The sequence below is a fragment of the Pseudomonas sp. CCI4.2 genome, assembly GCF_034350045.1.
GTDB lineage: Bacteria > Pseudomonadota > Gammaproteobacteria > Pseudomonadales > Pseudomonadaceae > Aquipseudomonas.
In genome coordinates, this window is record NZ_CP133781.1 from 2,938,623 (window position 1) to 2,962,776 (window position 24,154).

At 58.2% G+C, this 24,154-nt stretch carries 23 protein-coding genes; 19 read left to right on the plus strand and 4 right to left on the minus strand.

The features are described from left to right. Positions 1 to 95: 95 nt before the first annotated feature. Positions 96 to 2,543, minus strand: coding sequence for an acyl-CoA dehydrogenase (locus RHM65_RS13345; protein ID WP_322183542.1), 2,448 nt, complete (start codon positions 2,541 to 2,543; stop codon positions 96 to 98). Positions 2,544 to 2,807: 264 nt separating this feature from the next. On the opposite strand from RHM65_RS13345, the gene RHM65_RS13350 reads away from it, so the two are divergent. From RHM65_RS13350 to RHM65_RS13360, 3 genes are all read left to right on the plus strand, one after another. Beyond that, positions 2,808 to 3,431: a glutathione S-transferase gene (locus RHM65_RS13350; RefSeq protein WP_322165504.1), complete on the plus strand. Its 624-nt coding sequence runs from the start codon at positions 2,808 to 2,810 to the stop codon at positions 3,429 to 3,431. Positions 3,432 to 3,564: 133 nt separating this feature from the next. Beyond that, a complete protein-coding gene (locus RHM65_RS13355; protein ID WP_322183544.1) occupies positions 3,565 to 4,497 on the plus strand; it encodes an ABC transporter ATP-binding protein in 933 nt (310 codons plus the stop codon). Further along, the gene (locus tag RHM65_RS13360; RefSeq protein ID WP_322183546.1) at positions 4,494 to 5,297 is read left to right on the plus strand and encodes an ABC transporter permease; all 804 of its coding nucleotides are present in this window, start codon (positions 4,494 to 4,496) and stop codon (positions 5,295 to 5,297) included. Before RHM65_RS13355 ends, RHM65_RS13360 begins: the two co-directional genes overlap by 4 nt. A 129-nt stretch (positions 5,298 to 5,426) precedes the next feature. Here RHM65_RS13360 and RHM65_RS13365 read toward each other — a convergent pair whose 3' ends face one another. Next, entirely contained in the window at positions 5,427 to 5,942 is a 516-nt protein-coding gene (locus RHM65_RS13365) for a DUF2062 domain-containing protein (protein WP_322165501.1), read from the minus strand. Between the two features lie 136 nt (positions 5,943 to 6,078). Between RHM65_RS13365 and RHM65_RS13370 the strand changes: the two genes are divergently transcribed. The 10 genes from RHM65_RS13370 to RHM65_RS13415 all read left to right on the plus strand — a co-directional run bounded on the left by RHM65_RS13370 (position 6,079) and on the right by RHM65_RS13415 (position 14,713). Continuing rightward, complete coding sequence (locus RHM65_RS13370; RefSeq protein WP_322165500.1) at positions 6,079 to 8,295, plus strand: DNA internalization-related competence protein ComEC/Rec2; 2,217 nt, start codon at positions 6,079 to 6,081, stop codon at positions 8,293 to 8,295. Positions 8,296 to 8,377: 82 nt separating this feature from the next. Next, positions 8,378 to 9,016: a MotA/TolQ/ExbB proton channel family protein gene (locus tag RHM65_RS13375; protein ID WP_322165499.1), complete on the plus strand. Its 639-nt coding sequence runs from the start codon at positions 8,378 to 8,380 to the stop codon at positions 9,014 to 9,016. Beyond that, on the plus strand, positions 9,013 to 9,444 hold the full coding sequence (locus RHM65_RS13380) for a biopolymer transporter ExbD (protein ID WP_322165498.1): 432 nt from the start codon (positions 9,013 to 9,015) through the stop codon (positions 9,442 to 9,444). Before RHM65_RS13375 ends, RHM65_RS13380 begins: the two co-directional genes overlap by 4 nt. After that, a complete protein-coding gene (gene lpxK / locus RHM65_RS13385) occupies positions 9,444 to 10,448 on the plus strand; it encodes a tetraacyldisaccharide 4'-kinase (protein ID WP_322183549.1) in 1,005 nt (334 codons plus the stop codon). The genes RHM65_RS13380 and lpxK overlap by 1 nt, the downstream gene beginning before the upstream one ends. Before the next feature lie 19 nt (positions 10,449 to 10,467). After that, complete coding sequence (locus RHM65_RS13390) at positions 10,468 to 10,653, plus strand: Trm112 family protein (protein ID WP_003174668.1); 186 nt, start codon at positions 10,468 to 10,470, stop codon at positions 10,651 to 10,653. After that, positions 10,650 to 11,414 carry a 3-deoxy-manno-octulosonate cytidylyltransferase gene (gene kdsB / locus RHM65_RS13395; RefSeq protein WP_322165496.1) on the plus strand — a complete coding sequence of 255 codons (765 nt, stop codon included), beginning with the start codon at positions 10,650 to 10,652 and terminating at the stop codon, positions 11,412 to 11,414. The genes RHM65_RS13390 and kdsB overlap by 4 nt, the downstream gene beginning before the upstream one ends. Beyond that, positions 11,414 to 12,433, plus strand: a complete 1,020-nt coding sequence (gene murB / locus RHM65_RS13400) for a UDP-N-acetylmuramate dehydrogenase (RefSeq protein WP_322183551.1) — start codon at positions 11,414 to 11,416, stop codon at positions 12,431 to 12,433. Before kdsB ends, murB begins: the two co-directional genes overlap by 1 nt. Before the next feature lie 76 nt (positions 12,434 to 12,509). Beyond that, entirely contained in the window at positions 12,510 to 13,496 is a 987-nt protein-coding gene (locus RHM65_RS13405; RefSeq protein ID WP_322183553.1) for an XdhC family protein, read from the plus strand. After that, positions 13,493 to 14,095, plus strand: coding sequence for a nucleotidyltransferase family protein (locus tag RHM65_RS13410; RefSeq protein ID WP_322183555.1), 603 nt, complete (start codon positions 13,493 to 13,495; stop codon positions 14,093 to 14,095). Before RHM65_RS13405 ends, RHM65_RS13410 begins: the two co-directional genes overlap by 4 nt. A 267-nt stretch (positions 14,096 to 14,362) precedes the next feature. Beyond that, positions 14,363 to 14,713, plus strand: coding sequence for a hypothetical protein (locus RHM65_RS13415; RefSeq protein ID WP_322165492.1), 351 nt, complete (start codon positions 14,363 to 14,365; stop codon positions 14,711 to 14,713). A 282-nt stretch (positions 14,714 to 14,995) separates the two neighbouring features. Here the strand turns inward: RHM65_RS13415 and rne are convergent, their stop codons facing one another. Next, positions 14,996 to 18,241, minus strand: a complete 3,246-nt coding sequence (gene rne, locus RHM65_RS13420; RefSeq protein ID WP_322165491.1) for a ribonuclease E — start codon at positions 18,239 to 18,241, stop codon at positions 14,996 to 14,998. A gap of 712 nt (positions 18,242 to 18,953) precedes the next feature. Here rne and rluC point away from each other — a divergent pair. The 3 genes from rluC to RHM65_RS13435 are packed head-to-tail and all read left to right on the plus strand — an operon-like array spanning position 18,954 to position 21,579. Further along, positions 18,954 to 19,910 (plus strand): 23S rRNA pseudouridine(955/2504/2580) synthase RluC, encoded by a 957-nt coding sequence (gene rluC, locus RHM65_RS13425; RefSeq protein WP_322165490.1) that lies wholly within the window; start codon positions 18,954 to 18,956, stop codon positions 19,908 to 19,910. Continuing rightward, positions 19,900 to 20,571, plus strand: coding sequence for an HAD-IA family hydrolase (locus tag RHM65_RS13430; protein WP_322165489.1), 672 nt, complete (start codon positions 19,900 to 19,902; stop codon positions 20,569 to 20,571). The genes rluC and RHM65_RS13430 overlap by 11 nt, the downstream gene beginning before the upstream one ends. Before the next feature lie 12 nt (positions 20,572 to 20,583). Beyond that, entirely contained in the window at positions 20,584 to 21,579 is a 996-nt protein-coding gene (locus RHM65_RS13435; protein WP_322165488.1) for a S49 family peptidase, read from the plus strand. A gap of 49 nt (positions 21,580 to 21,628) precedes the next feature. On the opposite strand, the gene RHM65_RS13440 is transcribed toward RHM65_RS13435, so the two are convergent. Further along, the gene (locus RHM65_RS13440) at positions 21,629 to 22,207 is read right to left on the minus strand and encodes a nucleoside triphosphate pyrophosphatase (RefSeq protein ID WP_322165487.1); all 579 of its coding nucleotides are present in this window, start codon (positions 22,205 to 22,207) and stop codon (positions 21,629 to 21,631) included. Between the two features lie 105 nt (positions 22,208 to 22,312). Here RHM65_RS13440 and RHM65_RS13445 point away from each other — a divergent pair, with 105 nt between their 5' ends. From RHM65_RS13445 to plsX, 3 genes are read left to right on the plus strand one after another with little or no spacing between them, the layout of a single operon-like run. Continuing rightward, a complete protein-coding gene (locus RHM65_RS13445; RefSeq protein WP_322165486.1) occupies positions 22,313 to 22,840 on the plus strand; it encodes a YceD family protein in 528 nt (175 codons plus the stop codon). A 13-nt stretch (positions 22,841 to 22,853) separates the two neighbouring features. Continuing rightward, positions 22,854 to 23,036 (plus strand): 50S ribosomal protein L32, encoded by a 183-nt coding sequence (gene rpmF / locus RHM65_RS13450; RefSeq protein WP_008152339.1) that lies wholly within the window; start codon positions 22,854 to 22,856, stop codon positions 23,034 to 23,036. A 4-nt stretch (positions 23,037 to 23,040) separates the two neighbouring features. After that, complete coding sequence (gene plsX, locus RHM65_RS13455; RefSeq protein WP_322183557.1) at positions 23,041 to 24,048, plus strand: phosphate acyltransferase PlsX; 1,008 nt, start codon at positions 23,041 to 23,043, stop codon at positions 24,046 to 24,048. The last annotated feature ends 106 nt before the right edge of the window (positions 24,049 to 24,154 follow it).

Genomic DNA, 24,154 nt, shown 5'->3' on the forward strand with positions numbered 1-24,154 from the left:
GAAGTCCTCAAAAGCAAAAACGGGCGCGAGAGTATAAACCCTGTGCGCCCGCCGTCTGTAAAAACAAACCGCTACTTCCAATCATCCGCCCAGCGTTAGCGCGTCTTGCCCTCGGCCAGCGTTAGCGCCTCTTTGTCAAAGTCATCGACGTCAATCACCTTGCGCCGTGCGGCTTCAGCGGCCCGCAGTGTTTCGGCTTCCACCGGTTGCAACACGCCGGCATGCAACGCTGCGTCGATCAGATGTTCACCGGCCATCGGTATTACCTGACCATTTTTCAGCGCGTGGTGCAGCTTTTGTTGCAGTGGATGGCTGGCGCTGAGCAGATCACACGCGTGCTGTAAAGCGCCGACCGGATCATCGGCCGATTGCGGACGGTAGCAGCCGGCGAGCATGGCCTCCAACGTCGGATCACCCTTGGCCCGGCCCATGACTTCAGCGACTTCAGCATCCAGCCGGTCCGACGGCCCGGTGTGACGACGACCAAACGGGAACACCAGCACGCGCAGTACACGGCCCAAAATCAGGCTCGGGAAATTGTTCAGCAGTTGATCCAATGCCTGCTCGGCTTTACCCAGGCTTTCTTCCATGGCCCAGCGAAACAGCGGGCTCAGGTACTCGGGTGAATCCAGGTCGTGATAGCGCTTGAGCGCAGCAGAAGCGAGGTACATATGGCTGAGGACGTCGCCGAGACGGGCGGACAGCCGCTCTTTACGTTTCAGTTCGCCACCGAGCAGCATCATGCTCAAGTCGGCGAGCATGGCAAAGGCAGCAGCCTGTCGGTTCAGCGCCCGGAAATAACCTTGGCTCAGGCTATTGCCCGGCGCGGTTTCGAGGTGACCGAAACCGAGGTTGAGCACCAAAGTGCTGGCGGCGTTGCTCACGGCGAAACCGATGTGTTTCAGCAACAGGCCGTCGAATTCCTCCAGCGCACGGTCTTGGTCTTCACGACCGGCCAAGGCCATTTCCTTGAGGACGAACGGGTGGCAGCGAATCGCGCCTTGACCGAAGATCATCAGATTGCGCGAGAGAATGTTCGCGCCTTCGACGGTGATAAAGATCGGCGCCCCTTGCCAGTTACGGCCCAAATAGTTGTTCGGGCCCATGATGATGCCCTTGCCGCCATGCACGTCCATGGCGTGGCTGATGCATTCGCGGCCGCGCTCGGTCAGGTGGTATTTCAAGATGGCCGACAAGACCGAGGGTTTTTCCCCCAGATCGACGGCATTGGCCGTCAGCATTCGCGCGCTGTCCATCAGCCAGGCATTGCCGCCGATCCGCGCCATGGCTTCTTGAATGCCTTCGAACGCGGACAACGGCACGTTGAATTGTTCACGAACCTGCGCGTATTGCCCGGTCACCAAGCTGGTGAACTTGGCCGCGCCGGTGCCCACCGCAGGCAACGAGATCGAACGCCCGACAGACAGGCAGTTCATCAACATCATCCAGCCTTTGCCAAGCATCTCTTGGCCGCCGATGAGAAACTCCAGCGGAATAAAAACGTCCTTGCCGGCGTTCGGGCCATTCATGAACGCCGCGCCCAGCGGCAGGTGACGGCGACCGATTTCAACGCCGGGGGTGTCGGTGGGGATGAGCGCCAGGCTGATGCCCAAGTCCTCTTCTTCACCCAGCAAGTGCTCCGGGTCGAACGCCTTGAATGCCAGTCCCAGCAGTGTCGCGACCGGGCCAAGGGTGATGTAGCGTTTTTCCCAATTCAGGCGCAGGCCGATGACCTCTTCACCCTTCCATTGGCCTTTGCAGATAATCCCGGTGTCCGGCATCGCGCCCGCATCGGAGCCAGCCAGCGGGCCGGTCAAGGCGAAACACGGGATATCATCGCCTCGGGCCAAGCGCGGCAGGTAGTGATTGCGCTGTTCGTCGGTGCCGTAATGCAGCAACAGTTCGGCGGGGCCCAGGGAGTTGGGCACCATGACCGTGGAGGCCAGATCGCCGCTGCGGGTCGCCAGCTTCATCGCCACTTGGGAGTGCGCGTAGGCCGAGAAACCTTTGCCGCCGTATTCCTTGGGGATGATCAGGGCAAAAAAGCCGTGCTGTTTGATGTGTTCCCAGGCGTGGGGTGGCAGGTCCATCGCTTGGCCAATCTGCCAGTCGCTGACCATCGCGCACAGTTCTTCGGTGGGACCATCAATGAAGGCCTGTTCCTCTTCGGTGAATTGCACCTTGGGGTAAGCCAGTAGCTTTTCCCAGTCAGGCCGGCCACTGAACAATTCGCCGTCCCACCAGACGGTCCCGGCATCGATGGCATCGCGCTCGGTTTTCGACATCGGTGGCAGGACTTTCTTGAACCAGGAAAACAACGGCGCGGTGAAGTATTTGCGGCGTAGATCCGGCAGCACCAGGGGCAGCAAGACCGCCAGCCACAGCACCCAAAGGATTGCCATGAGCCAACCATGGGCATGGCTTGAAATGCCCATGGCCAGCAAGTACAGCGCCACGATACCCAAGGCGGGCAGCGGCGCGATGCGTCGGTGAGCGAGGTAGGCGATGCCGACCACCAAAACCACAATCCACAGCAACAACATAAATAATTCTCCGTGATGACAACCAAGAGCTTAGACGGCCTCAGGTGAAGAGGGCGTCAAACAACGAGTGGATCGGTAGAGGGGAAGCGTCGGTCAATGGGTCGGGGATTTCAGCGTCAAATCCCGGGTATCGATAGTGACCGCTGGGCGCGTGTGGAGTTCGGCACGGTACTTTTTGTGGCTGGATTCAATAGCGGCTGAGGGTAGACTGGCGCGCGACGTATTCACCTCGTTTAATCCCGCGATCAACACAGGAAAAAGGCAATGCTGAAGATTTGGGGCCGAAAGAACTCTTCCAATGTCCGCAAGGCGCTGTGGTGTGCGCAGGAAGTGGCAGTGCCATATGAAGCCATTGATGCGGGCGGCGCCTTCGGTATCGTTGATGACCCTGAATACCGGGCGATGAACCCCAACGGGCGGATTCCACTGATTGAAGATGACGGCCTGTTGCTCTGGGAATCCAATGCCATCGTGCGTTACCTGGCAGCGCGTTATGCGCCCGGCACAGCGCTGTATCCAGAAAATCCGGCTGCGCGCGCCAGCGCTGACAAGTGGATGGATTGGACAACCTCTTCGGTGGCGGAACTGTTTAAACCGGTATTTTGGGGCGTGGTGCGAACCCCAGCCGAGCAACAGGATTGGACGAAAATCAACGCCGCCATCAAAGTGTGTGCCGAGGTGCTGGCGGTGGCTGATGAGGTATTGGCCGAACAACCCTACCTTTCGGGTGAAGCATTCGGCATGGGCGACATTCCTTTGGGCAGCTTTATATATGCCTGGTTCGAGATGCCGATTGAACGCCCACCGCTGCCGCATCTCCAAGCCTGGTACGAGCGCTTGAAACAACGTCCGGCGTACCGCAAGGCTGTCATGACCACGTTGAATTAATAGTCACTATCAACACGCGGCGCTGTACTTGCGTGGCGTTGCCAAGCAACATTGCCGGTACGTCACAGTTGTAAACAGTTGTGTTCGCCCTTATTTATTCCCTCTCCTTTCTTTTTCGGTGTGTATTCCAGTTATGAGTTCCGCTCTGTCCATACGGCAGCTAACCAAAACCTACGGCAACGGTTTCCAGGCCCTGAACGGTATCGAACTGGATGTCGCTGAAGGTGACTTTTATGCCTTGCTCGGCCCGAACGGCGCCGGCAAATCCACGACCATCGGTATCATTTCGACCTTGGTGAACAAGACCAGCGGAACCGTGAATATCTTCGGTCATGACCTCGATCGCGACCCCGCCGCGTTGAAACGCTGCATTGGCGTGGTGCCGCAAGAGTTCAACTTCAATCAGTTCGAGAAAACGTTCGACATCGTGGTGACCCAAGCCGGTTATTACGGGATCCCGCCGAAAATCGCCAAAGAACGCGCCGAGCAGTACCTGACTCAGTTGGGGCTGTGGGACAAACGCGATGTACCGTCGCGTGCCTTGTCTGGCGGTATGAAGCGTCGGTTGATGATTGCTCGGGCGTTGATTCACGAGCCGCGTCTGTTAATTCTCGATGAACCGACGGCAGGTGTGGATATTGAGCTGCGGCGCTCGATGTGGACCTTCCTCACTGAGCTGAACGAGAAAGGCATCACCATCATCCTCACCACGCATTATCTGGAAGAGGCTGAGCACCTGTGCCGCAACATCGGCATCATCGATCACGGCACCATCGTTCAAAACATGGGCATGAAGCAGTTGCTGAACACGCTGCACGTCGAGACCTTTCTGCTGGATCTGAAGGACGCGTATCAGGTAGCGCCGCTGTTGATCGGTTACCCGGCGACGCTGGTCGACAGCCACACACTGGAAGTGCAGGTGGATAAAACCATCGGTATCACTGGGTTGTTTGGCCAACTGGCGCTGAAGAACATCGAAGTGGTGAGCTTGCGCAACAAGACCAATCGCCTTGAGGAGCTGTTCGTGTCCCTAGTAGAAAAAAATCTGGCGAAGGTGGCCGTATGAGTGCTGAGCCCCGTATTGAACGTGTCTCCGAGCTGCGGCCTAACCTGATCGCACTCAACACCATCGTGTACCGTGAAGTGCGCCGCTTCACCCGAATCTGGCCGCAGACCCTGCTCCCGCCAGCGATCACCATGGTGTTGTACTTCGTGATCTTCGGCAACCTGATCGGTAAGCAGATTGGCGGGATGGGTGGCTTTACCTACATGCAGTACATCGTGCCGGGGCTGATCATGATGTCGGTGATCACTAACTCCTACGGCAACGTGGTGTCGAGTTTCTTCGGCAGCAAGTTCCAGCGTTCTATTGAAGAATTGATGGTTTCGCCGGTTTCGCCCCACACCATCTTGATTGGTTTTACCTTGGGCGGCGTCTTGCGCGGTCTGATGGTGGGCGTCATCGTGACGATCTTGTCGATGTTCTTTACTGACCTGCAGGTCCATCACCTGGGCATTACGATCATTGTGGTAGTGCTGACCGCGACGATCTTCTCGCTGCTGGGCTTCATCAACGCGGTGTTCGCGCGCAACTTCGACGATATCTCGATTATCCCGACCTTCGTTCTGACGCCGTTGACGTATTTGGGCGGGGTGTTTTACTCGATCAACTTGCTGCCGCCGTTCTGGCAGACGGTATCACTGGCCAACCCTGTGCTGCACATGGTCAACGCCTTCCGCTACGGCATTCTCGGTGTGTCTGATATTCGCATCAGCGTGGCCATGAGCTTTATGGTCATCGCGACCATCGCACTGTACCTCGGCTGCGTGCGGTTGTTGGTCAGTGGGCGTGGGATGCGACAGTAGGTTTCAAAGCGCCTTCGCCAACCAGTTGGCTCCTACAGATGGCCGCCCGCCCTTAAAAGCATGCGGCCGAACCCAGCGTTGCATCTGTAACCAACTTGTTCGCGAAGCAGGCGACGCGGTCCCTCAGATTCACCCACGCTTTTCCCTCCTCAGTCTCCACCGCCTACTTACCGACCAGCGCCAGTAGAGCTGGATCAGTCCGAACCCCAGCGCGCCAAACACCAAGCCTGCCATCATCGAGCCCAGCAATAAAGGCTGCCACACGGTGGAGAGCTGTCCGCTGATCCAGTCCCAGGTCAGTTCGGACGGGAAATGGCGCGGGGGAAGTTGCAGCAACCATGAGCCGATTTTGTAGGTGCAATAAAACACCGGCGGCATGGTGATCGGGTTGGTCAGCCACACCAGGCTGATGCCAATCGGCAGGTTGCCGCGCAGTGCGATGGCCAAGGCCGCAGCCAATAGCATTTGAAACGGGATTGGCATCAGCGCGGCAAACAAACCCAGCGCCATGGCGCGGGAAACGGAGTGCCGATTGAGGTGCCACAGGTTTGGATCCTGCAGGAACCGCCCGAAATAGCGTAAGGATTTGTGTTCCCTGATGCTGGTCGGATCCGGCATGAAACGTTTGATCAGACGACGCGGCATACGGCTTTCCGTCTCAAAAGTGGCGGTCAGTATGCATAGATTCTGCGCACATCAAATTTAGACTTTGTGACAATTAATAAAGCGGTGGCTGGCTGAGTGGGCTAATCCAAAGGGCTGACTCTTAAAAGGTATGACTATGCGCACAGGGATGGTGGCGCTCGCGCTGGGGCTTTTAGCCGTTCGCTTTTTGCCCGTATTGCCGCCGACGTGGTTGGCGTGGTTGATGCCCATCATGGCGCTGATGCTGTTGCCGTTTCGCAGTTATCCACTGGCGTTTTTTCTGTTTGGTTTCAGTTGGGCGTGTCTCTCGGCCCAGTCTGCACTGAATGATCGCCTGCCAATTCGCCTCGACGGCCAGACGTTATGGCTAGAAGGCAAAGTGGTCGGGCTGCCGCAGTCGGCCGAGGGTGTGGTTCGGTTTCAATTGGACGGCGCACAATCCCGGCGCAGCGAGTTGCCGCAGCGCATGCGTCTGTCGTGGTACGGCGGACCACCGGTGCGCAGCGGTGAGCAGTGGCGCTTGGCGGTCAAACTCAAGCGTCCGACGGGGTTGGTCAACCCCGACTCGTTTGACTACGAGGCCTGGCTTCTCGCGCAGCGTATTGGCGCAACGGGCACGGTGGTTGACGGTCAGCGACGTGCGCCCGCTACTTCAGCGTGGCGCGATGCGCTGCGTCAGCACTTGTTGGCCGTTGATGCCCAAGGTCGAGAAGGGGGGCTGGCGGCCTTGGTGTTGGGCGATGACTCGGGGCTGAGCACCACCGATTGGCAGGTGTTGCAGGACACCGGCACCGTGCATTTATTGGTGATCTCGGGTCAGCACATCAGCTTGTTGGCCGGGTTGATTTACATGCTGGTCGCCGGGTTGGCCCGTTGGGGCTTGTGGCCGCGCCGTCTACCTTGGTTGCCCTGGGCCTGTGGTTTGGCATTTGCTGCGGCACTCGGTTATGGCTTGCTCGCGGGTTTCGAAGTCCCAGTGCGGCGTGCCTGCACCATGATCGGCATGGTCTTGCTTTGGCGGTTGCGTTTTCGGCATCTGGGCGTGGGGTGGCCGTTGCTGTTATCGCTGAACGCGGTGCTGGTGTTCGAACCGCTGGTCAGTTTGCAGCCAGGGTTTTGGCTGTCGTTCGCGGCAGTGGGCATCCTGATCCTGGTGTTCAGCGGTCGTTTGGGTAAATGGAGTTGGCTGCAGAGTTGGACTCGCGCCCAATGGTTGATCGCCATCGGATTGCTGCCGGTGTTACTGGCGCTGAACCTGCCGGTCAGCGTCAGCGGGCCATTGGCCAATTTATTCGCGGTGCCGTGGGTCAGCGTGGTGGTGTTGCCGCTGGCCTTGCTCGGCACGTTGCTGTTACCTGTGCCGGTGCTGGGCGAGGGGTTGTTATGGCTGGCAGGTGGGTTGTTGGAGTGGTTGTTTCAAGGCTTGGCCCTGATCGGCGCAATGATGCCGGCCTGGACAGGCAGCGCCGTCCCTTGGTGGGCCTGGTGGCTGAGCCTGTTGGGCGGCGTCTTATTGTTACTGCCCAGTGGCGTGCCGTTGCGTCTGTTGGGATGGCCGTTGTTGCTGCTGTGCGTATTTCCACCGCTGAAAGCTGTTCCGCACGGTCAGGTCGAGGTGTTGCAGTTGGACGTGGGCCAAGGCTTGGCGGTGTTGCTGCGCACCCGCGGGCACACGTTGTTGTTCGATGCCGGTCCACGCTATGGGGATTTTGATATCGGCCAGCGGGTGGTGTTGCCCGCCATCCGCAAAACCGGGGTGCGCCGTCTCGACGTTATGTTGCTCAGCCATGCCCACGCCGATCACATTGGTGGCGCCATGGCGGTCTATGAGGGCTTGCCCGTTGCGCGCGTGCTCAGCGGCGAAGCGACCGAAGTGCCTGCAGCGTTGAATGCACAGTTCTGCAAAAGCGGCGAACGCTGGGAATGGGACGGCGTGCAGTTCACGACGTGGCGCTGGGAGGCGGCGACAGAGAGCAATCCGGCGTCCTGTGTGTTGATGGTCGACGCCAACGGTGAACGTTTGCTGCTGACCGGGGATATCGATGCCGCCGCCGAGCGCGTGGCGATCGACAGCGATTTCGATCTGCGCGCACGCTGGTTACAGGCCCCCCACCACGGCAGCCGAAGTTCTTCGTCGATGGTGTTTCTAAAGGCTGTCGAACCGGAGGGGGTGCTGATCTCCCGGGGTCGCAATAATGCCTTCGGACACCCCCATCCTCGTGTAATGGCGCGTTTTGCAGCGTTGTCGATACAGCCTTATGACAGCGCGGAGCTAGGCGCCATTCATCTGCAATTGGGGCGATACAATCAGCCGCAGGCGGAACGTGCTGGGCGGCGTTTCTGGCGCGATTGAATGGTGCAGTAACTCATCGCAGGGTTCGGTGTGCGGGCGCCCCTATGGTAGAGTGGCGCCACTTTTTTCGGGGGTCGTTACTGTGTGGGAACTGGTTAAATCAGGCGGTTGGATGATGCTGCCGATCATTCTGAGTTCCATCGTCGCTGTCGCGATCATTATCGAGCGACTCTGGACCTTGCGTGCCAGCCGTATAACCCCGCCGCACTTGCTCGGTCAGGTCTGGCGCTGGATCAAAGACAAGCAACTGAACAAGGAAAAACTCCGGGAACTGCGCGCTGACTCACCGCTGGGGGAAATCCTTGCGGCCGGTCTGGCCAACTCGCGGCACGGTCGCGAGATCATGAAAGAGTGCATCGAAGAGGCCGCAGCACGGGTCATTCATGAACTCGAACGCTATTTGAGCGCCTTGGGCACGATTGCGGCCATGGCGCCGTTGCTCGGTCTGCTCGGCACCGTGCTGGGGATGATCGACATCTTTGGTTCGTTCATGAACTCGGGCATGACCACCAACGCCGCGATTTTGGCTGGCGGTATCTCCAAAGCCTTGATCTGTACCGCTTCGGGCCTGATGGTCGGGATACCGGCGATCTTCTTTCATCGATTCCTGCAAAGCCGGGTCGACGAACTGGTCGTGGGCATGGAGCAGGAAGCGATCAAGTTGGTTGAAGTGGTGCAAGGCGACCGTGATGTCGACTTGGCCGAGGGCAAGAAAAAGTGAAATTTCGCCGCCGCAGGCCGCGGGAGAACATCGACATCAACCTCGTGTCATTGATCGACGTGGTGTTCATTCTGCTGTTGTTCTTTGTTGTGACGACGACCTTCACCCGGGAGACCCAGCTGCGTGTCGAATTGCCGCAAGCGGTGACCGGCACCCCGGAGGAGAACTCCGAGCTTAAGCACCTGGACATCGCGATCAGTGCCGACGGCATTTATTCGCTGAATAACCAATTGCTGCCAAAAAATGATTTGCCGTCCTTGATCCAAGCGCTGCAAAAGGAATCCTCAGGCGATACCACATTGCCGTTGTCGATCAGCGCGGATGGCAAAACCCCTCATCAAGCAGTGATCACCGCCATGGACGCGGCAGGCAAGCTGGGTTTCAGCCGCCTGCGCATGACCACGGTCGAGGCGCCAACGGTTAACTGATGGCCCTGACCGATCGTTTACTCACCGCCTGGTATCACGGCCATCCCGCGCTTGGTCTGTTGCGCCCGCTGGAATGGCTCTATCGCCGGGTAGTGAACGGCAAGCGTGCGCGTTTTCTGGCCGGTGAAGGTTCTATTTACCGGGCACCGGTGCCAGTGTTGGTGGTGGGCAATATCACCGTGGGCGGCACCGGCAAGACGCCGATGATTCTCTGGATGATCGAGCACTGCCGCCGTCGTGGTCTGCGCGTTGGGGTGGTCAGCCGTGGTTACGGGGCCAAACCGCCGAGTTTGCCGTGGCGCGTCAATGCCGATCAAAGCCCGCAAGAAGCCGGCGATGAACCGCTGCTGATCGCGCAACGCAGCGGCGCTCCAGTGATGATCGACCCTGATCGAAGCAATGCGGTGCGCGCCTTGCTTGCTGCCGAACCGCTGGACCTGATTTTATCCGATGACGGCTTGCAGCATTACCGCTTGGCCCGGGACCTGGAAGTGGTGCTAATCGATGCCGCGCGCGGTTTGGGTAATCGGCGCTGCCTGCCCGCAGGCCCTTTGCGCGAACCGGTGGAGCGCCTTGAGAGCGTCGATGCGCTGCTTTACAACGGCGCGGCCAACGACCGCGAAGACGGTTTTGGTTTTGTGCTCACACCCACCACTGTGGTCAATCTGCGCAGTGGCGAGCGGCAACCGTTGTCCCATTTTCCCGCCGGGCAAGCGCTGCACGCAGTGGCTGGCATCGGCAACCCGCAACGTTTCTTCAATACCCTCAAAGGGCTACACTGGCGCCCGATACCTCACGCGTTTGCAGACCATGCTGCTTACAGTGTCGAGGCCTTGAGTTTCACCCCTGCATTGCCGCTGATCATGACCGAGAAGGATGCCGTGAAATGCCGGGCCTTTGCGGGCGATGACTGGTGGTACCTAGCGGTGGATGCCGAGCCATCGGCCGCGTTCATCGTTTGGTTCGACGCACAATTGCAGCGCCTGTTGCCCCCTTTTCCATAACCGCACCTCAGGACTTCTTATGGACACCAAACTGCTCGACATCCTCGCTTGCCCCATCTGTAAAGGGCCGCTCAAGCTCAGCGCTGACAAAACCGAGCTGATCAGCAAAGGCGCGGGCCTGGCTTATCCGATTCGCGATGGCATTCCGGTGATGCTGGAAAGCGAAGCGCGGACCCTGACCACTGACGAGCGTCTGGATAAATGACCGTCGTGTTCACCGTCGTGATCCCGGCGCGTTATGGCTCAAGCCGTTTTCCCGGCAAGCCATTGAAGCTGATTGCTGGGAAACCGATGATTCAGCACGTCTGGGAACAGGCGCTAAAAAGCAGCGCGGATCGGGTCGTGATCGCGACTGACGATACCCGTATTGTCGACGCCTGCCGTGTGTTTGGTGCCGAAGTATTGCTGACCCGCGACGATCATAATTCCGGCACCGACCGGCTGGCAGAAGTCGCTACCCAGTTGGGTCTGGCAGCCGATGCCATTGTGGTCAATGTGCAGGGCGACGAACCGATGATCCCGCCTGCGGTGATCGATCAAGTGGCGGCCACCCTCGCGGGACACCCCGAGGCGCGGATGTCGACCTTGGCCGAGCCCATTGATGACGTGGCGGCCTTGTTCAATCCCAACGTGGTCAAAGTCGTTGCCGACATCAATGGGTTGGCGCTGACCTTTAGCCGCGCACCCTTGCCGTGGGCGCGTGACGCCTTGGCCCAGGACTGCGATCAACTGGCTGCGGGCGTACCGTATCGCCGACACATCGGGATTTACGCCTATCGCGCGGGCTTCTTGCACGATTTCGTCAGTTGGGGTCCTTGTTGGTTGGAAGACACCGAGCATCTGGAGCAACTGCGTGCGTTGTGGCACGGCGTGCGGATTCACGTCGCCGACGCAATCGAAACACCGCCTCCCGGTGTCGACACCGCTGAAGACCTTGAGCGCGTGCGACGCTTGCTGGAGGTTTGATGACGTTGCAGCTGCGGGCCGGGGTTTCTCTCAAACCGTTCAATACGTTCGGCGTGGAGGTACAGGCCCAGGCTTTTGCCGAAGCGCATAACGATGAAGACGTCCGTGAGGCGCTCACGTTCTCGGTTGAGCACGCGCTGCCGCTGCTGGTGATCGGCGGTGGCAGTAATTTGCTGCTAACGGCGCACGTTCAGGCGTTGGTCTTGCGCATGGCCACTCGCGGCATCCGGATCCTTAGCGATGACGGTGAACAGGTCATTATCGAAGCCGAGGCCGGTGAGGGCTGGCACGGGTTCGTGCTCTGGACCCTTGAGCAAGGCTTGTCCGGTCTGGAAAACCTCAGCTTGATCCCCGGTACTGTCGGCGCCGCGCCGATGCAGAACATCGGCGCCTACGGGGTTGAGATCAAGAATATTTTCCACAGCCTGACAGCGCTAGACCGGCAGACCGGTGAGTTGCGTGATTTTACCCTCAGCGATTGCGCCTTCGCTTATCGCGACAGCGTGTTCAAGCACCACCCGGATCGTTGGCTGATTTTGCGAGTGCGCTTCGGACTTAGCCGTACCGCAAGGTTGCACCTTGAATACGGCCCGGTGCGTCAGCGTCTTGACGAACAAGGCATCAGCCAGCCGACGCCCAAGGATGTCAGCTTAGCGATCTGCGCGATTCGTCGTGAGAAGCTGCCTGACCCCGCCGTACTGGGGAATGCTGGCAGCTTCTTCAAAAATCCACTGGTGGCTGCTTCGTTGGCCGCCGACTTGAAGCGTGAACACCCAGGGCTGATAAGTTATCCACAGGCTGACGGTCAGGTAAAGCTGGCAGCAGGCTGGTTGATCGAGCAGGCGGGCTGGAAGGGTTTTCGCGACGGCGATGCGGGCGTGCATCGCTTGCAGTCGTTGGTGCTGGTCAACTACGGCAGTGCCACCGGTCTGCAATTGCTGGACCTCGCGCAACGGATTCAAACTGACATTGCCCAGCGCTATCAGGTAACACTCGACATGGAGCCAAACCTTTATTGAGGTTCGGCTGACTTTTTCGGTCTATTGTGCTGTCTCACGTGTTCGTATTCTTGCAATCAAAACAGGCGAACCTGTGATGGACAGTGTCGATTTGAATGTCTTGCGCAGTGTGCTTGATTGGCGCCGTGCCGGTCAGCGCGTGGTGTTGTACAGCGTGGTTCAAACCTGGGGCAGCGCCCCTCGGCCGCCTGGCGCGATGTTAGCGCTACGTGAGGACGGCATGGTGATTGGCTCGGTGTCTGGCGGTTGTATTGAAGACGACCTGATTTCGCGTTTGCAGGACGGTCGTCTACAGGTCCGCGATGAGGTCCAGTTAGTCACCTACGGCGTAACGCAGGAGGAAGCCGCCCGCTTCGGTTTGCCATGCGGGGGCACTTTGCGCCTGACGGAGGAGTGGGTCGGCGATGAACAGTGGGTCGCCGAGTTGCTGCAACGGTGCGAGGACCACCAACTGGTGGCTCGGGAGCTGGATTTAAAGTCCGGCGCGGTGAGCCTGCATCCCGCCAGTCGCGGCGATCAAGTCAGTTTCGATGGGCAAACCCTGCGTACGATCTATGGTCCGCGTTGGCGTTTGCTGCTGATCGGCGCCGGACAGTTGTCGCGTTATGTAGCTGAGATGGCTCATCTGCTGGATTTTGAAGTGCTGATTTGTGATCCGCGCAAGGAATTTGCCTACGGTTGGGAAGACCAAAAAACGCGCTTCGTGCCCGGAATGCCGGACGACGCGGTGCTTACTATCGAGACCGACGAGCGCACGGCCATCGTCGCGCTCACCCATGACCCCCGCCTGGACGACATGGCGTTACTGACGGCGCTGAGTTCTAAAGCGTTTTATATCGGTGCGCTGGGGTCGCGGGTCAACAGCCAGAAGCGTCGGGAAAACCTGGCGCAATTAGGCTTGAGCGCGGAGTCCATCGAGCGCTTGCATGGACCGATTGGTCTGCACATAGGCAGTCACACGCCCGCAGAAATCGCGCTGTCGTTGATGGCTGAAATCGTCACGATCAAAAACGGCATCGCGTTGAAGCAGAAGAAGCCGCTGACTGCCGAGATTGAGCATTGAGCACGACAGTCTGTTCGGTGGTCCTTGCTGCGGGGCAGGGCAGCCGTTTTCGGGCGATTGCGGGTGCCGATCAGGACAAACTCTTAGCGCCTTGCCTCGGACTCGATGGGGTTATGCGGCCGGTGCTTGAACAGGTGCTGATTAATCTTCAGTCGGGTATGAACGCGGGGGACAAGAGGCTGTTGCTGACCCGACCTGATCGCCTTGAGGTGATTGAACTTGGGAGGCGCTACGGCTGCGAAATAGAGTTACTGGATTCGGGCGGAATGGGCGACACCATTGCTGCAGCCATTTCAGCTCAGCCCGACCATCGCGGTTGGTTGGTGGTACTGGGTGACATGCCGTTTGTATTGCCTGAAACCCTGACGCGGCTGATTGACTCGTTAGAGGATGGAATGATCAGTGTGCCCGTCAGCGGGGCAGAACTCGGCCATCCTGTGGCGTTCGGCCGACGGTTTTGCCTGGCATTGATGGCCTTATCTGGAGAACGGGGTGCCAAGCGTTTGTTTCAGGCCGGGTCGCTGCGGGAAATCGCGGTTAATGACCCGGGAGTGCTATGGGACGTCGATACGCCAGCGGCATTGGTGTTCAATCCCTAAATTTCTGTAGGACCCACCAGCGCTGCGGAAAACCCAACGTTATCGTCGTCACCCTGGCGATTTGGCAAGCCGATTATATTTCTGAATCTTTGAAGGCTCAAAGGATCTGACCGTATAAGTGGAGGACGAGTTATCACATTTAATCGAAGTAGGCGTGAGGACTTCGTTACCGCGAGGGCTCAAAACTGGAGCCAGTTAGCAAGTAACCAAGGGCGTGCAGCCACCCGCTGTACGCCTCTCGAAACTAACGATCAAAGGTAAATTCTCGTGAAAAAATTATCTGCATTCGTATTGTCCATGTGCGTGGGGTTGGGTGCTGTTGGCAGCGCTTTCGCGGCGGAGACCACCAGCGGCAATCCCATGAGCACAAGCACCATGTCCAAGGATGTGATGAAAAAAAACAGCATCAGCCAAAACAGTGCGGCCCAAGACGATTTGAATAGTGATCCGGCGAAACAAGCCGCCCCGACTAAAGACGACATGAACATGTCCAAAAAGGGTGCCATGAAAAAAGGCAACATGAGCAAAGACAACATGAGCAAAGACAATATGTCTAAAGGCACCATGAAGAAAGGCACCATGAGCAAGGACCCAGCCAAGGCCCCTGTGTCGCAGTAACAGCTCACTGCATCCCTCAAACAAGTTGGCTCTTACAGCGTGCACACTCTCTGTAGGAGCCAACTGGATGGCGAAGGCCCTTGGGGCCCTACAAAAATCTGCGCATCTTCACAATCGGTGGGACCGAATCCATTCGGGAAGGTTTCAATCCTGACACTCTGCAATCTCAAACAACACACAGTGCTACTCAGTTTGCTACGCGACGGATCGGGATCTCCTACACAGTAGACATAAAAAAGCCCCCGTGTGCTTGCGCAAACGGGGGCTTTTCGTCAGCCAGGATTAAGCGAGCGGTTTAGGCTCTTTGCTTTCTTCCAGAGCTTCTGGGTGGTGCAGCACTACTTCTTCAGCCGAGCGCAGGTTTTCATCGATCACCGGTGCAGTGGGTTCAGTGGCAGTGTGTTCGGCGCTTGCAACGTGCTGGGTCGGTTCGACTTCAGCAACCGGAGCTGGCTCTACAGCGACGACAACCTGGGGAGCGTTGGCGGCTGCTTCTTCAGCTTCTTTCTGCAGGCGCGCGGCTTCAAGCTTGCGACGACGCACTTCACGAGGATCGTTTGGTGCGCGGCCTGTGCTGCTGACAACAGCCGCCGGTTCAACGACCGCTTCAGGTACGTGTGGCGCTTCGATTTGCGCAGCAACCACTATCGGAGCAGGCGCTTCAACCGGCGCTTGTGCGACCACTGGGGCGGCAGGGGCTTGGGTCGGCATTTCCGAGGATTCAGTCGCCTGAACCTCTTCGTGTACCGGAGCGCTGTTGAACGCAGCAACGTGCTCGCTAACAGGGGCGCTGAACAGCTCGGCTTGAGCGGCAACAGGTGCGTAGTGTGCAACAGCCGCTTCTTCACGAGGCGCGTGCTGGACTTCAACGTCCGGCGTCGCTTCGACGTGCGGTGCAACGTGAGCAACCGGCGTTTCAACGATAGGTGCTTCAACCACTGGCACCTCGACGACGGGTGCTTCTACAACCGGCGCTTCGTAAGCGTCGACCGCAGCAGTGGCACGTTCAGCCTGGCGATGTGCGTCGGCTTCGGCTGGCGCGCTGATCACGCTGCTGGCAACCGCGGCGGTTACAGCCAGACCGGCAGCCAAATCAGAGGTGCTTGGCTCGCTGTGAGCCGCTTCTTCGGATTCGGAACCCTCGGATTCAGAACCTTCCGAACCTTCGATCACATTGCCGTTGGCATCACGTTGACGCTCACGACGGTTGCTGCGACGACGTTGGCCACGCGAACGACGACGAGGGCGATCGCCTTCGGCGCCATCCTGGTTGTCATCCAGCAGTTCTTCGTTGGTCAGCGCATCGTCTTCTTCGTCTTCAGCGACCGCTACCGCTGCAGCTACCGCAGGCTGTTCGACCCGAGGTTGACGCTCTTCACGCGGGGCACGAGGCTCGCGCGGCTGGCGTTCTTCACGCGGTGCGCGATCCAGACGTTCTTCGCTACGGGCTTCAGGCGCAGCAGCAGGCGCGTCCAATGCTTCACGCAATTCACGCACCGGGCGATCTTCGCGCGGTTTGCGATCTTCACGCGGAGCACGTGGGGCGCGTTCTTCACGAGGCGCGCGCGGTGCACGTTCTTCGCGAGGTGCGGCTACAACAGCGACTTCTTCACGGGTTTCGCGGGGAGCACGTTCCTCGCGCGGTGCCCGTTCTTCACGTGGAGCGCGTTCGGCACGTTCTTCCCGCGGTTTTTCATCGCGGCGGCCATTACGGCTGCGGCTCTGTTGACGACCGTTACGGCGCTCGTCGTTCCGTGCAGCAGGGCGTTCAGCGGCTGGCTTTTCAACCACGACCGGCGTTGGCTCTTCTTTAACGGCGAACAGGCTGACCAGGGATTTCACCAGGCCTTTGAACAGGCTTGGCTCAGGCAGGCTCACGGCCGTTGCAGCAGGGGCGGCAGCTTCAACCGGCATCGGCGCGTTGGCACGCGGCGGGGCGGTCTTGACGGCAGCTTCCTGGCGAACAAGGGTACGCGTCGCGGCAGCTGGTGGCGGAACTTCTTCCACTTCAGCGGCGGCGGCAGCGATTTCGTAGCTTGACTGGTTGGTGTGAGCTTCCGGGCTGTCATCACGCAGGCGCTGCACTTCGAAGTGCGGCGTTTCGAGATGGTCGTTCGGCAGGATGACGATACGCGCACGGGTGCGCAGTTCGATCTTGGTGATCGAGTTACGCTTTTCGTTGAGCAGGAAAGCCGCAACCGGAATCGGCACTTGAGCGCGGACTTCGGCGGTGCGGTCTTTCAGGGCTTCTTCTTCAATCAGGCGCAGGATGGCCAGTGACAGCGATTCCACATCACGAATGATGCCGGTGCCGTTGCAGCGCGGGCAAACGATGCCGCTGCTTTCGCCCAGCGATGGACGCAGGCGTTGACGGGACATTTCCAGCAGGCCGAAACGCGAGATGCGACCGACCTGGACGCGGGCACGGTCTTGTTCCAGGCTTTCGCGTACTTTTTCTTCCACAGCGCGCTGATTTTTCGCTGGGGTCATGTCGATGAAGTCAATGACGATCAAGCCGCCGATATCGCGTAGACGCAGCTGGCGGGCGATTTCTTCAGCCGCTTCCAGATTGGTTTGCAACGCGGTTTCTTCGATGTCGCTGCCTTTGGTAGCGCGCGCCGAGTTGATGTCGATGGACACCAGGGCCTCGGTCGGATCGATAACGATGGAGCCGCCGGAAGGCAGTTCGACAACACGCTGGAACGCGGTTTCGATCTGGCTTTCGATCTGGAAACGGTTGAACAGCGGAACGCTGTCTTCGTAGAGCTTGATCTTGCTGGCGTATTGCGGCATCACCTGACGGATGAACGTCAAGGCTTCTTCCTGGGCTTCAACGCTGTCGATCAGTACTTCGCCGATGTCCTGGCGCAGGTAATCGCGGATGGCGCGGATGATCACGTTGCTTTCCTGATAGATCAGGAACGGCGCGGAGCGATCAAGGGACGCTTCTTTAATAGCAGTCCAGAGTTGCAGCAGGTAGTCGAGGTCCCACTGCATTTCTTCGCTGCTGCGGCCAAGGCCGGCAGTGCGGACGATCAGGCCCATGTCAGCCGGGGCGATCAAGCCGTTCAGCGCTTCACGCAGTTCGTTGCGTTCTTCGCCTTCGATGCGACGGGAAATACCGCCTGCACGCGGGTTGTTCGGCATCAGCACCAGGTAACGACCGGCCAAGCTGATGAAAGTGGTCAGGGCTGCGCCCTTGTTGCCACGTTCTTCTTTCTCGACCTGAACGATGACTTCCTGACCTTCGGTCAAGACATCCTTGATGTTGACGCGGCCTTCAGGTGCTTTCTTGAAGTATTCGCGGGAGATTTCTTTGAGGGGCAGGAAGCCGTGGCGCTCGGAGCCGAAATCGACAAAGGCAGCCTCAAGGCTTGGTTCGATGCGAGTAATCCGGCCTTTATAAATGTTGGCCTTCTTCTGCTCGCGCGCGCCCGATTCGATGTCCAGGTCATAGAGGCGTTGGCCATCTACCAGTGCGACACGCAACTCTTCGGGTTGAGTTGCGTTAATTAGCATTCTTTTCATGTAGTACCGTCGGTTTCCGGGCTGCCGGAAACGGCGTTCGGCACACACGACTTCTCACGGTCGGTGTCAGGGCGCGTCAGGAGCGGTTGGCCACTCCAGTGTCTAGCGAGGTTTCAACCAGAGGGGTCGAAGTCGCGACGACGTATCCTGCTTGCTGTGGTGACAAAAGACACCCTGTCAGCAAAAGCTTTGTCAGGAGGAGGAATCAACCATTGGCAGTGGACGATATGAGCGTCTTGAATAAAGCCTAGTGCTACACAGTCCAATGGTTGTGCGTCTCCACCCCACACGTATCCCTGATAATTCGGGTGCTGCCGCGCGCAGAATCCGCAGCGGGTTGGCATTTACCGCAACCTTCGATAGGGAAGGTCACGCGTCATGGCTTAAGGCGTTATTTCCGAAACATTCGCTCGAATCGTCTGAAAGCGACTGCACTTTGTGAACTGGCCGTGGATATGGGCTCAGAAGGCGAGTGATAACCCTGCGATCTGGCTTGTTTCAGGCCTCATGTCACCTGCGCTTGTTACGTTTCCAGACCTTCGTTATCCAGCGAAAGCCCCGTCGGACGGCCTTGCGTCCTCTTGAATTGCGATGGTCAGGGCCGGTGGTTACACCGCTAGTCCGCTGTCCAGGCCGCTTTTGGCGGCGTTCGCGACTATAGCAGTAATCATTAAGTGCTTCAAATCCATAAAAAATTGTTATGATTTGCGGCATGACGAATATTGCCCCCCCAACCTCCGGCGTCCAGCTGGTTGAGGTTGCGCCGGAACTTGCCGGTCAACGCATCGATAACTTTCTCTTCACCTACCTCAAGGGCGTACCTAAGACCTTGATTTATCGCATTTTGCGTAAGGGTGAAGTGCGGGTGAACAAAGGTCGAATCAAGCCCGAGTACAAGCTCAAGGGCGGCGACATCATTCGCGTTCCGCCTCTGCGCCTACCAGAGCGAGATGAACCCGTTCCGCTGGCACAAGGCCTTTTACAGCGACTTGAGGCTGCCATCGTCTTTGAAGACAAAGCCTTGATCGTGCTGAACAAGCCCGCTGGCATCGCCGTACACGGCGGCAGCGGGTTGAATTACGGTGTGATCGAAGCCTTTCGTCAGATGCGTCCGGATGCCAAGGAGCTGGAGCTGGTTCACCGCTTGGACCGCGACACCTCGGGCCTGCTGATGATCGCCAAAAAACGCAGCATGTTGCGGCATTTGCACGAGCAGCTTCGCGGTGATGGCGTTGATAAGCGTTACATGGCGCTGGTTCGCGGTAACTGGCCCGCTGCGCAAAAGCGCGTCAATGCACCGTTGCTTAAAAGCAACCTGCGCTCAGGCGAGCGCATGGTTGAAGTCAACGAGGAAGGTAAAGAAGCGCTGACGATTTTCAAGGTGCTACGCCGCTTCGGTGACTTCGCCACCATGATCGAGGCCAAACCGGTCACCGGGCGGACCCACCAGATTCGCGTCCACGCCCTGCATGCCGGGCATTGCATCGCCGGTGATACCAAGTACGGGGATGAAGATTTCAGTCGGGAAATACGAGACCTCGGCGGTAAGCGCCTGTTCCTGCATGCCTACATGTTGACGGTGCCATTGCCGGACGGTGGTGAATTGAAGCTTCAAGCGCCTGTTGATGAAATGTGGGCCAAGACCGTGGAGCGACTGAGTGCGCCGTGATTATAAACTGCTGATTTTTGACTGGGACGGCACGCTTGCCGATTCTATTGGTCGTATCGTTGAAGCCATGCAGGTCGCGGCCAGTCGCAGTGATGTGCCGGTGCGTGATGACTTCGCGATCAAGGGCATCATTGGGCTGGGCTTGCCTGAGGCTATTGGTACGTTGTATCCGGACATAAGCCCGGATCAGATGGTGGATTTCCGTAGGCATTATTCCGACAGTTATGTGGCGCTTGAGGCCGAGCCATCACCTTTGTTTGCTGACGTGGTGGATTCGCTGGCGGCCTTTCGGGCCGACGGCTATCAAATGGCTGTCGCCACCGGGAAATCACGCCGGGGCCTGGATCGGGTATTGAAAGCCCACGGGTGGCAGGATTATTTTGAGATAACGCGTGCCGCCGACGAGTCCGCAAGCAAGCCCGATCCGTTGATGTTGCGCGAGATTCTTGAACATTGTGGCGTGGCGCCCGAGCACGCGCTGATGGTGGGTGATTCATCGTTTGACTTGTTGATGGCGCATAACGCGGGTATGGATTCGGTGGCGGTGGGTTACGGGGCGCAATCGCTGGCTTCCCTGCTTGAATTCAAACCGCGTCTGGCCATCGAGCGTTTTTCTGAGTTGCGTAGCTGGTTGAGTGCGCCAGGCATCGAGTCTCTTTAAGGTAATAAATACATGTCAGACGAATGGAAAGGCGACAGCGCTGAAGCCCAGGGCGTTAAAGGTGACGACAGAAGTTGGAAGCTGCTGGAAAAAACCTTGCTGGCAAGCGTGCAGGAACAGCGTCGTTCGCGGCGCTGGGGAATTTTCTTCAAGCTGCTGACGTTTGCTTACCTGATTGGCGCGTTGGTGGTGTTCACACCGCTGATGGACTTTGGCAAGGGCGGTGGATCCCGGAGCGATCCACATACTGCATTGATCGAAGTGCAGGGCATGATCGCCGATAAAGAAGCTGCCAGCGCCGATAATATCGTCGGTGCGCTGCGTTCGGCGTTTGACGACGCGAAGACCAAGGGTGTGATCCTGCGCATCAATAGTCCCGGTGGCAGCCCGGTACAAGCCGGTTATATCTACGATGAGATTCGTCGCCTGCGTGCCGAAAAGCCTGACATTAAGGTCTACGCGGTCATCAGTGACCTCGGGGCCTCTGGCGCTTATTACATCGCCAGTGCCGCAGATCAGATCTATGCCGACAAGGCCAGTTTGGTCGGTTCGATCGGCGTAACGGCTGCCGGTTTCGGGTTTGTCGGGATCATGGACAAGCTGGGCGTGGATCGTCGGACTTACACCTCGGGTGAGCACAAGGCGTTTCTTGATCCGTTCCAGCCACCCAAGGCTGACGAGACATTGTTCTGGCAGGGCGTGCTGGATACAACGCACCGTCAGTTCATCGCCAGCGTGAAGCAAGGGCGCGGCGATCGTCTGAAAGATAAAGACCACCCTGAGTTGTTCTCTGGATTGGTCTGGACCGGCGAGCAAGCGCTGCCGTTGGGTCTGATTGATGGCCTGGGCAATGCCAGTTACGTCGCTCGTGAAGTGATCGGCGCGAAGGACATTGTCGACTACACCGTCGAAGATTCACCGTTTGATCGGTTCTCGAAGAAGCTAGGTGTCAGCATGGCCAATCAATTGGCGATGTGGATGGGCTTCCAGGGGCCGTCGCTGCGCTGATTGAAGCCCGACCTTATGGTCGGGTTTTCTACTTCTGTAGAAGACACTCCTACAGAATGCTTACCCCTTCAATCAGCAGCATGTCGACCAAGCGAATCAGTGGCAGGCCGATCAGGCTAGTGGCGTCGCTGCCTTCGGTGCTCTGAAACAAGCCTACCCCTAACCCCTCGGCTTTGAAGCTGCCTGCGCAGTCGTAGGGTTGTTCGGCGTACAGGTAGCGTTCGAGGCTGGGTTGATCCAGCGTGCGCATGTGGACGGTAAACGCCACGCAGTCGACCTGGCAGTGTCCGGTAAGGCTGTTCAGCAGCGCCAAGCCAGTCAGGAAGGTCACGCTGTTGCCGTTCGCCGCTAATAATTGTTCCAGCGCTCGCTCGAAGGTGTGGGGCTTGCCGAGGACGTTCCCATTGAGCACTGCCACTTGGTCCGAACCGATAATTAAATGATCGGGGTGGCTGCCCGCCAAGGCTTGAGCTTTCTCGCGGGCCAGGCGCTGGACCAGATCAATGGCGGGTTCGCCAGCGTGCCGGCTTTCGTCGATGTCTGGCGAGCTGCAGGTGAACGGAAGACGCAGGCGGGCGAGCAATTCGCGGCGATAGGGGGAGCTGGAGGCGAGCAGCAGGGGAGGCATGAAGTTCTCCGTGAGTGAAAGTTGATTGTAATCAGCGACTCCGGATACGCACAGCGTTGAATTTCCTTTGACAGAGGGGTACCTCATCCCTAGAATGCTGCGCCTATGTTGAATGACCCGATTCCACCTCACGTTGACCCGCGCAAATTAGCTGATCGTGGCACTACTCTTCAGGGAGAAGTACCGCTGGCTGATTTGGAGAGACTCTGCGACCCGCTTTCCGATACCCTCGGTACGGTGCAGGCGAAGTTTGTTTTTGAGCGCGACGAGCGCAGATCTGTGGTAATTCACAGTTCCATCGACGTCGAAGTCAAAATGGTTTGCCAGCGTTGTCTTGAGCTGGTCACCCTGCCGATCCACAGCGAATGCAGTTACGCTGTGGTGAAAGAGGGTGCGAATACCCAGTCGTTACCGAAAGGTTATGACGTGCTGGAACTGGGCGAAGATCCATTGGATCTGCTGGCATTGATCGAGGAAGAGCTTTTGCTCGCCTTGCCCATTGTGCCTGCTCATGATCCGCAAGAATGCCAGCAGCCGGCGGACAATCAAGTGTCCGAGTCGAGCGAGGACGAGGTAACGCGGTCCAACCCGTTCAGTGTATTGGCGCAGTTAAAGCGTGACCCAAACGTTTAGGAGTTAATTAATTATGGCTGTTCAGCAGAACAAAAAATCCCGCTCTGCCCGTGACATGCGTCGTTCGCACGACGCCCTTACGGCTAGCACTCTGTCTGTAGAAAAAACCACAGGTGAAATTCACCTGCGTCACCACGTATCGCCAGAAGGCGTATACCGTGGTCGCAAAGTGATCGATAAAGGCGCTGACGAGTAATTACTTGTCCGCTTCGATCATCGCGATTGACGCAATGGGCGGGGACTTCGGTCCCCGCAGCATTGTGCAGGCCAGCCTTGCTTGTTTGATCGCAACACCCTCGCTGCACCTGACCCTCGTTGGTCAAGCCCCCCTTATTGAAGAATTGATTGCTCGCCATTCCGGTGTGGATCGCTCACGTCTGCGTGTTGTAAACGCGACAGAGGTGATCTCCATGGATGAGCGTCCTTCCCAGGCATTGCGCGGAAAACCTGATTCATCGATGCGCGTTGCGCTTGGGTTGCTGGCCAGCGGTCAGGTCCAGGCGTGTGTCAGTGCAGGAAATACCGGGGCACTGATGGCGCTGTCGCGTTTCGTGCTCAAGACACTGCCGGGTATTGATCGGCCGGCCATGGTCGCGGCTATCCCAACTCAGCGGGGCTACTGCCAATTGCTGGATTTGGGGGCGAACGTTGATTGCAGTGCCGAGAATCTTCATCAGTTTGCGGTGATGGGCTCAGTTGCCGCCGAGGCATTGGGCGTGACGCGGCCTAGGGTCGCGCTGCTCAATATCGGCACCGAGGACATCAAGGGTAATCAGCAGGTCAAGATGGCGGCCAGTCTTTTGCAGGCATCACCGGGGTTGAATTACGTCGGTTTCGTTGAAGGCGATGGTGTCTATCGGGGCGAGGCGGATGTGGTGGTGTGTGACGGTTTTGTCGGCAATATATTGCTCAAATCCAGCGAAGGCCTGGCGACGATGATCGGCGCGCGTATCGAAGCATTGTTCACGCAAAACGTTTTCACTAAGGTGGTGGGGGCTTTGGCGTTGCCGATGCTCAAGCGATTACGGGCTGATTTGGCCCCTGCCAGGCATAACGGGGCAAGTTTTCTAGGTCTGCAGGGCATTGTCGTTAAGAGTCACGGATCTGCGAGTGTGCAGGGCTTTCAAAGCGCCATTCAGCGGGCATTGATCGAAATCCAGGAAGACCTCCCGCAGCGGTTGAGTGGGCGTCTGGAAGAGTTGCTCTAGACGGGTAGCGGCGATGTGACGCCTGGGACCGTTTACTCATCCAATTGTCCATCAGCGTACCCAAGCGTTAGTGTGCCTGGCCTGTCAGGTGCGCCTTTTTTGACGA

Bases quoted from the DNA above. Each gene is read 5' to 3' on its own strand.
- RHM65_RS13345 (WP_322183542.1), bottom strand. From the start codon at position 2,543: ATGTTGTTGCTGTGGATTGTGGTTTTGGTGGTCGGCATCGCCTACCTC.
- RHM65_RS13350 (WP_322165504.1), top strand. From the start codon at position 2,808: ATGCTGAAGATTTGGGGCCGAAAGAACTCTTCCAATGTCCGCAAGGCG.
- RHM65_RS13355 (WP_322183544.1), top strand. From the start codon at position 3,565: ATGAGTTCCGCTCTGTCCATACGGCAGCTAACCAAAACCTACGGCAAC.
- RHM65_RS13360 (WP_322183546.1), top strand. From the start codon at position 4,494: ATGAGTGCTGAGCCCCGTATTGAACGTGTCTCCGAGCTGCGGCCTAAC.
- RHM65_RS13365 (WP_322165501.1), bottom strand. From the start codon at position 5,942: ATGCCGCGTCGTCTGATCAAACGTTTCATGCCGGATCCGACCAGCATC.
- RHM65_RS13370 (WP_322165500.1), top strand. From the start codon at position 6,079: ATGCGCACAGGGATGGTGGCGCTCGCGCTGGGGCTTTTAGCCGTTCGC.
- lpxK (WP_322183549.1), top strand. From the start codon at position 9,444: ATGGCCCTGACCGATCGTTTACTCACCGCCTGGTATCACGGCCATCCC.
- RHM65_RS13390 (WP_003174668.1), top strand. From the start codon at position 10,468: ATGGACACCAAACTGCTCGACATCCTCGCTTGCCCCATCTGTAAAGGG.
- kdsB (WP_322165496.1), top strand. From the start codon at position 10,650: ATGACCGTCGTGTTCACCGTCGTGATCCCGGCGCGTTATGGCTCAAGC.
- murB (WP_322183551.1), top strand. From the start codon at position 11,414: ATGACGTTGCAGCTGCGGGCCGGGGTTTCTCTCAAACCGTTCAATACG.
- RHM65_RS13405 (WP_322183553.1), top strand. From the start codon at position 12,510: ATGGACAGTGTCGATTTGAATGTCTTGCGCAGTGTGCTTGATTGGCGC.
- rne (WP_322165491.1), bottom strand. From the start codon at position 18,241: ATGAAAAGAATGCTAATTAACGCAACTCAACCCGAAGAGTTGCGTGTC.
- rluC (WP_322165490.1), top strand. From the start codon at position 18,954: ATGACGAATATTGCCCCCCCAACCTCCGGCGTCCAGCTGGTTGAGGTT.
- RHM65_RS13435 (WP_322165488.1), top strand. From the start codon at position 20,584: ATGTCAGACGAATGGAAAGGCGACAGCGCTGAAGCCCAGGGCGTTAAA.
- RHM65_RS13440 (WP_322165487.1), bottom strand. From the start codon at position 22,207: ATGCCTCCCCTGCTGCTCGCCTCCAGCTCCCCCTATCGCCGCGAATTG.
- RHM65_RS13445 (WP_322165486.1), top strand. From the start codon at position 22,313: ATGTTGAATGACCCGATTCCACCTCACGTTGACCCGCGCAAATTAGCT.
- rpmF (WP_008152339.1), top strand. From the start codon at position 22,854: ATGGCTGTTCAGCAGAACAAAAAATCCCGCTCTGCCCGTGACATGCGT.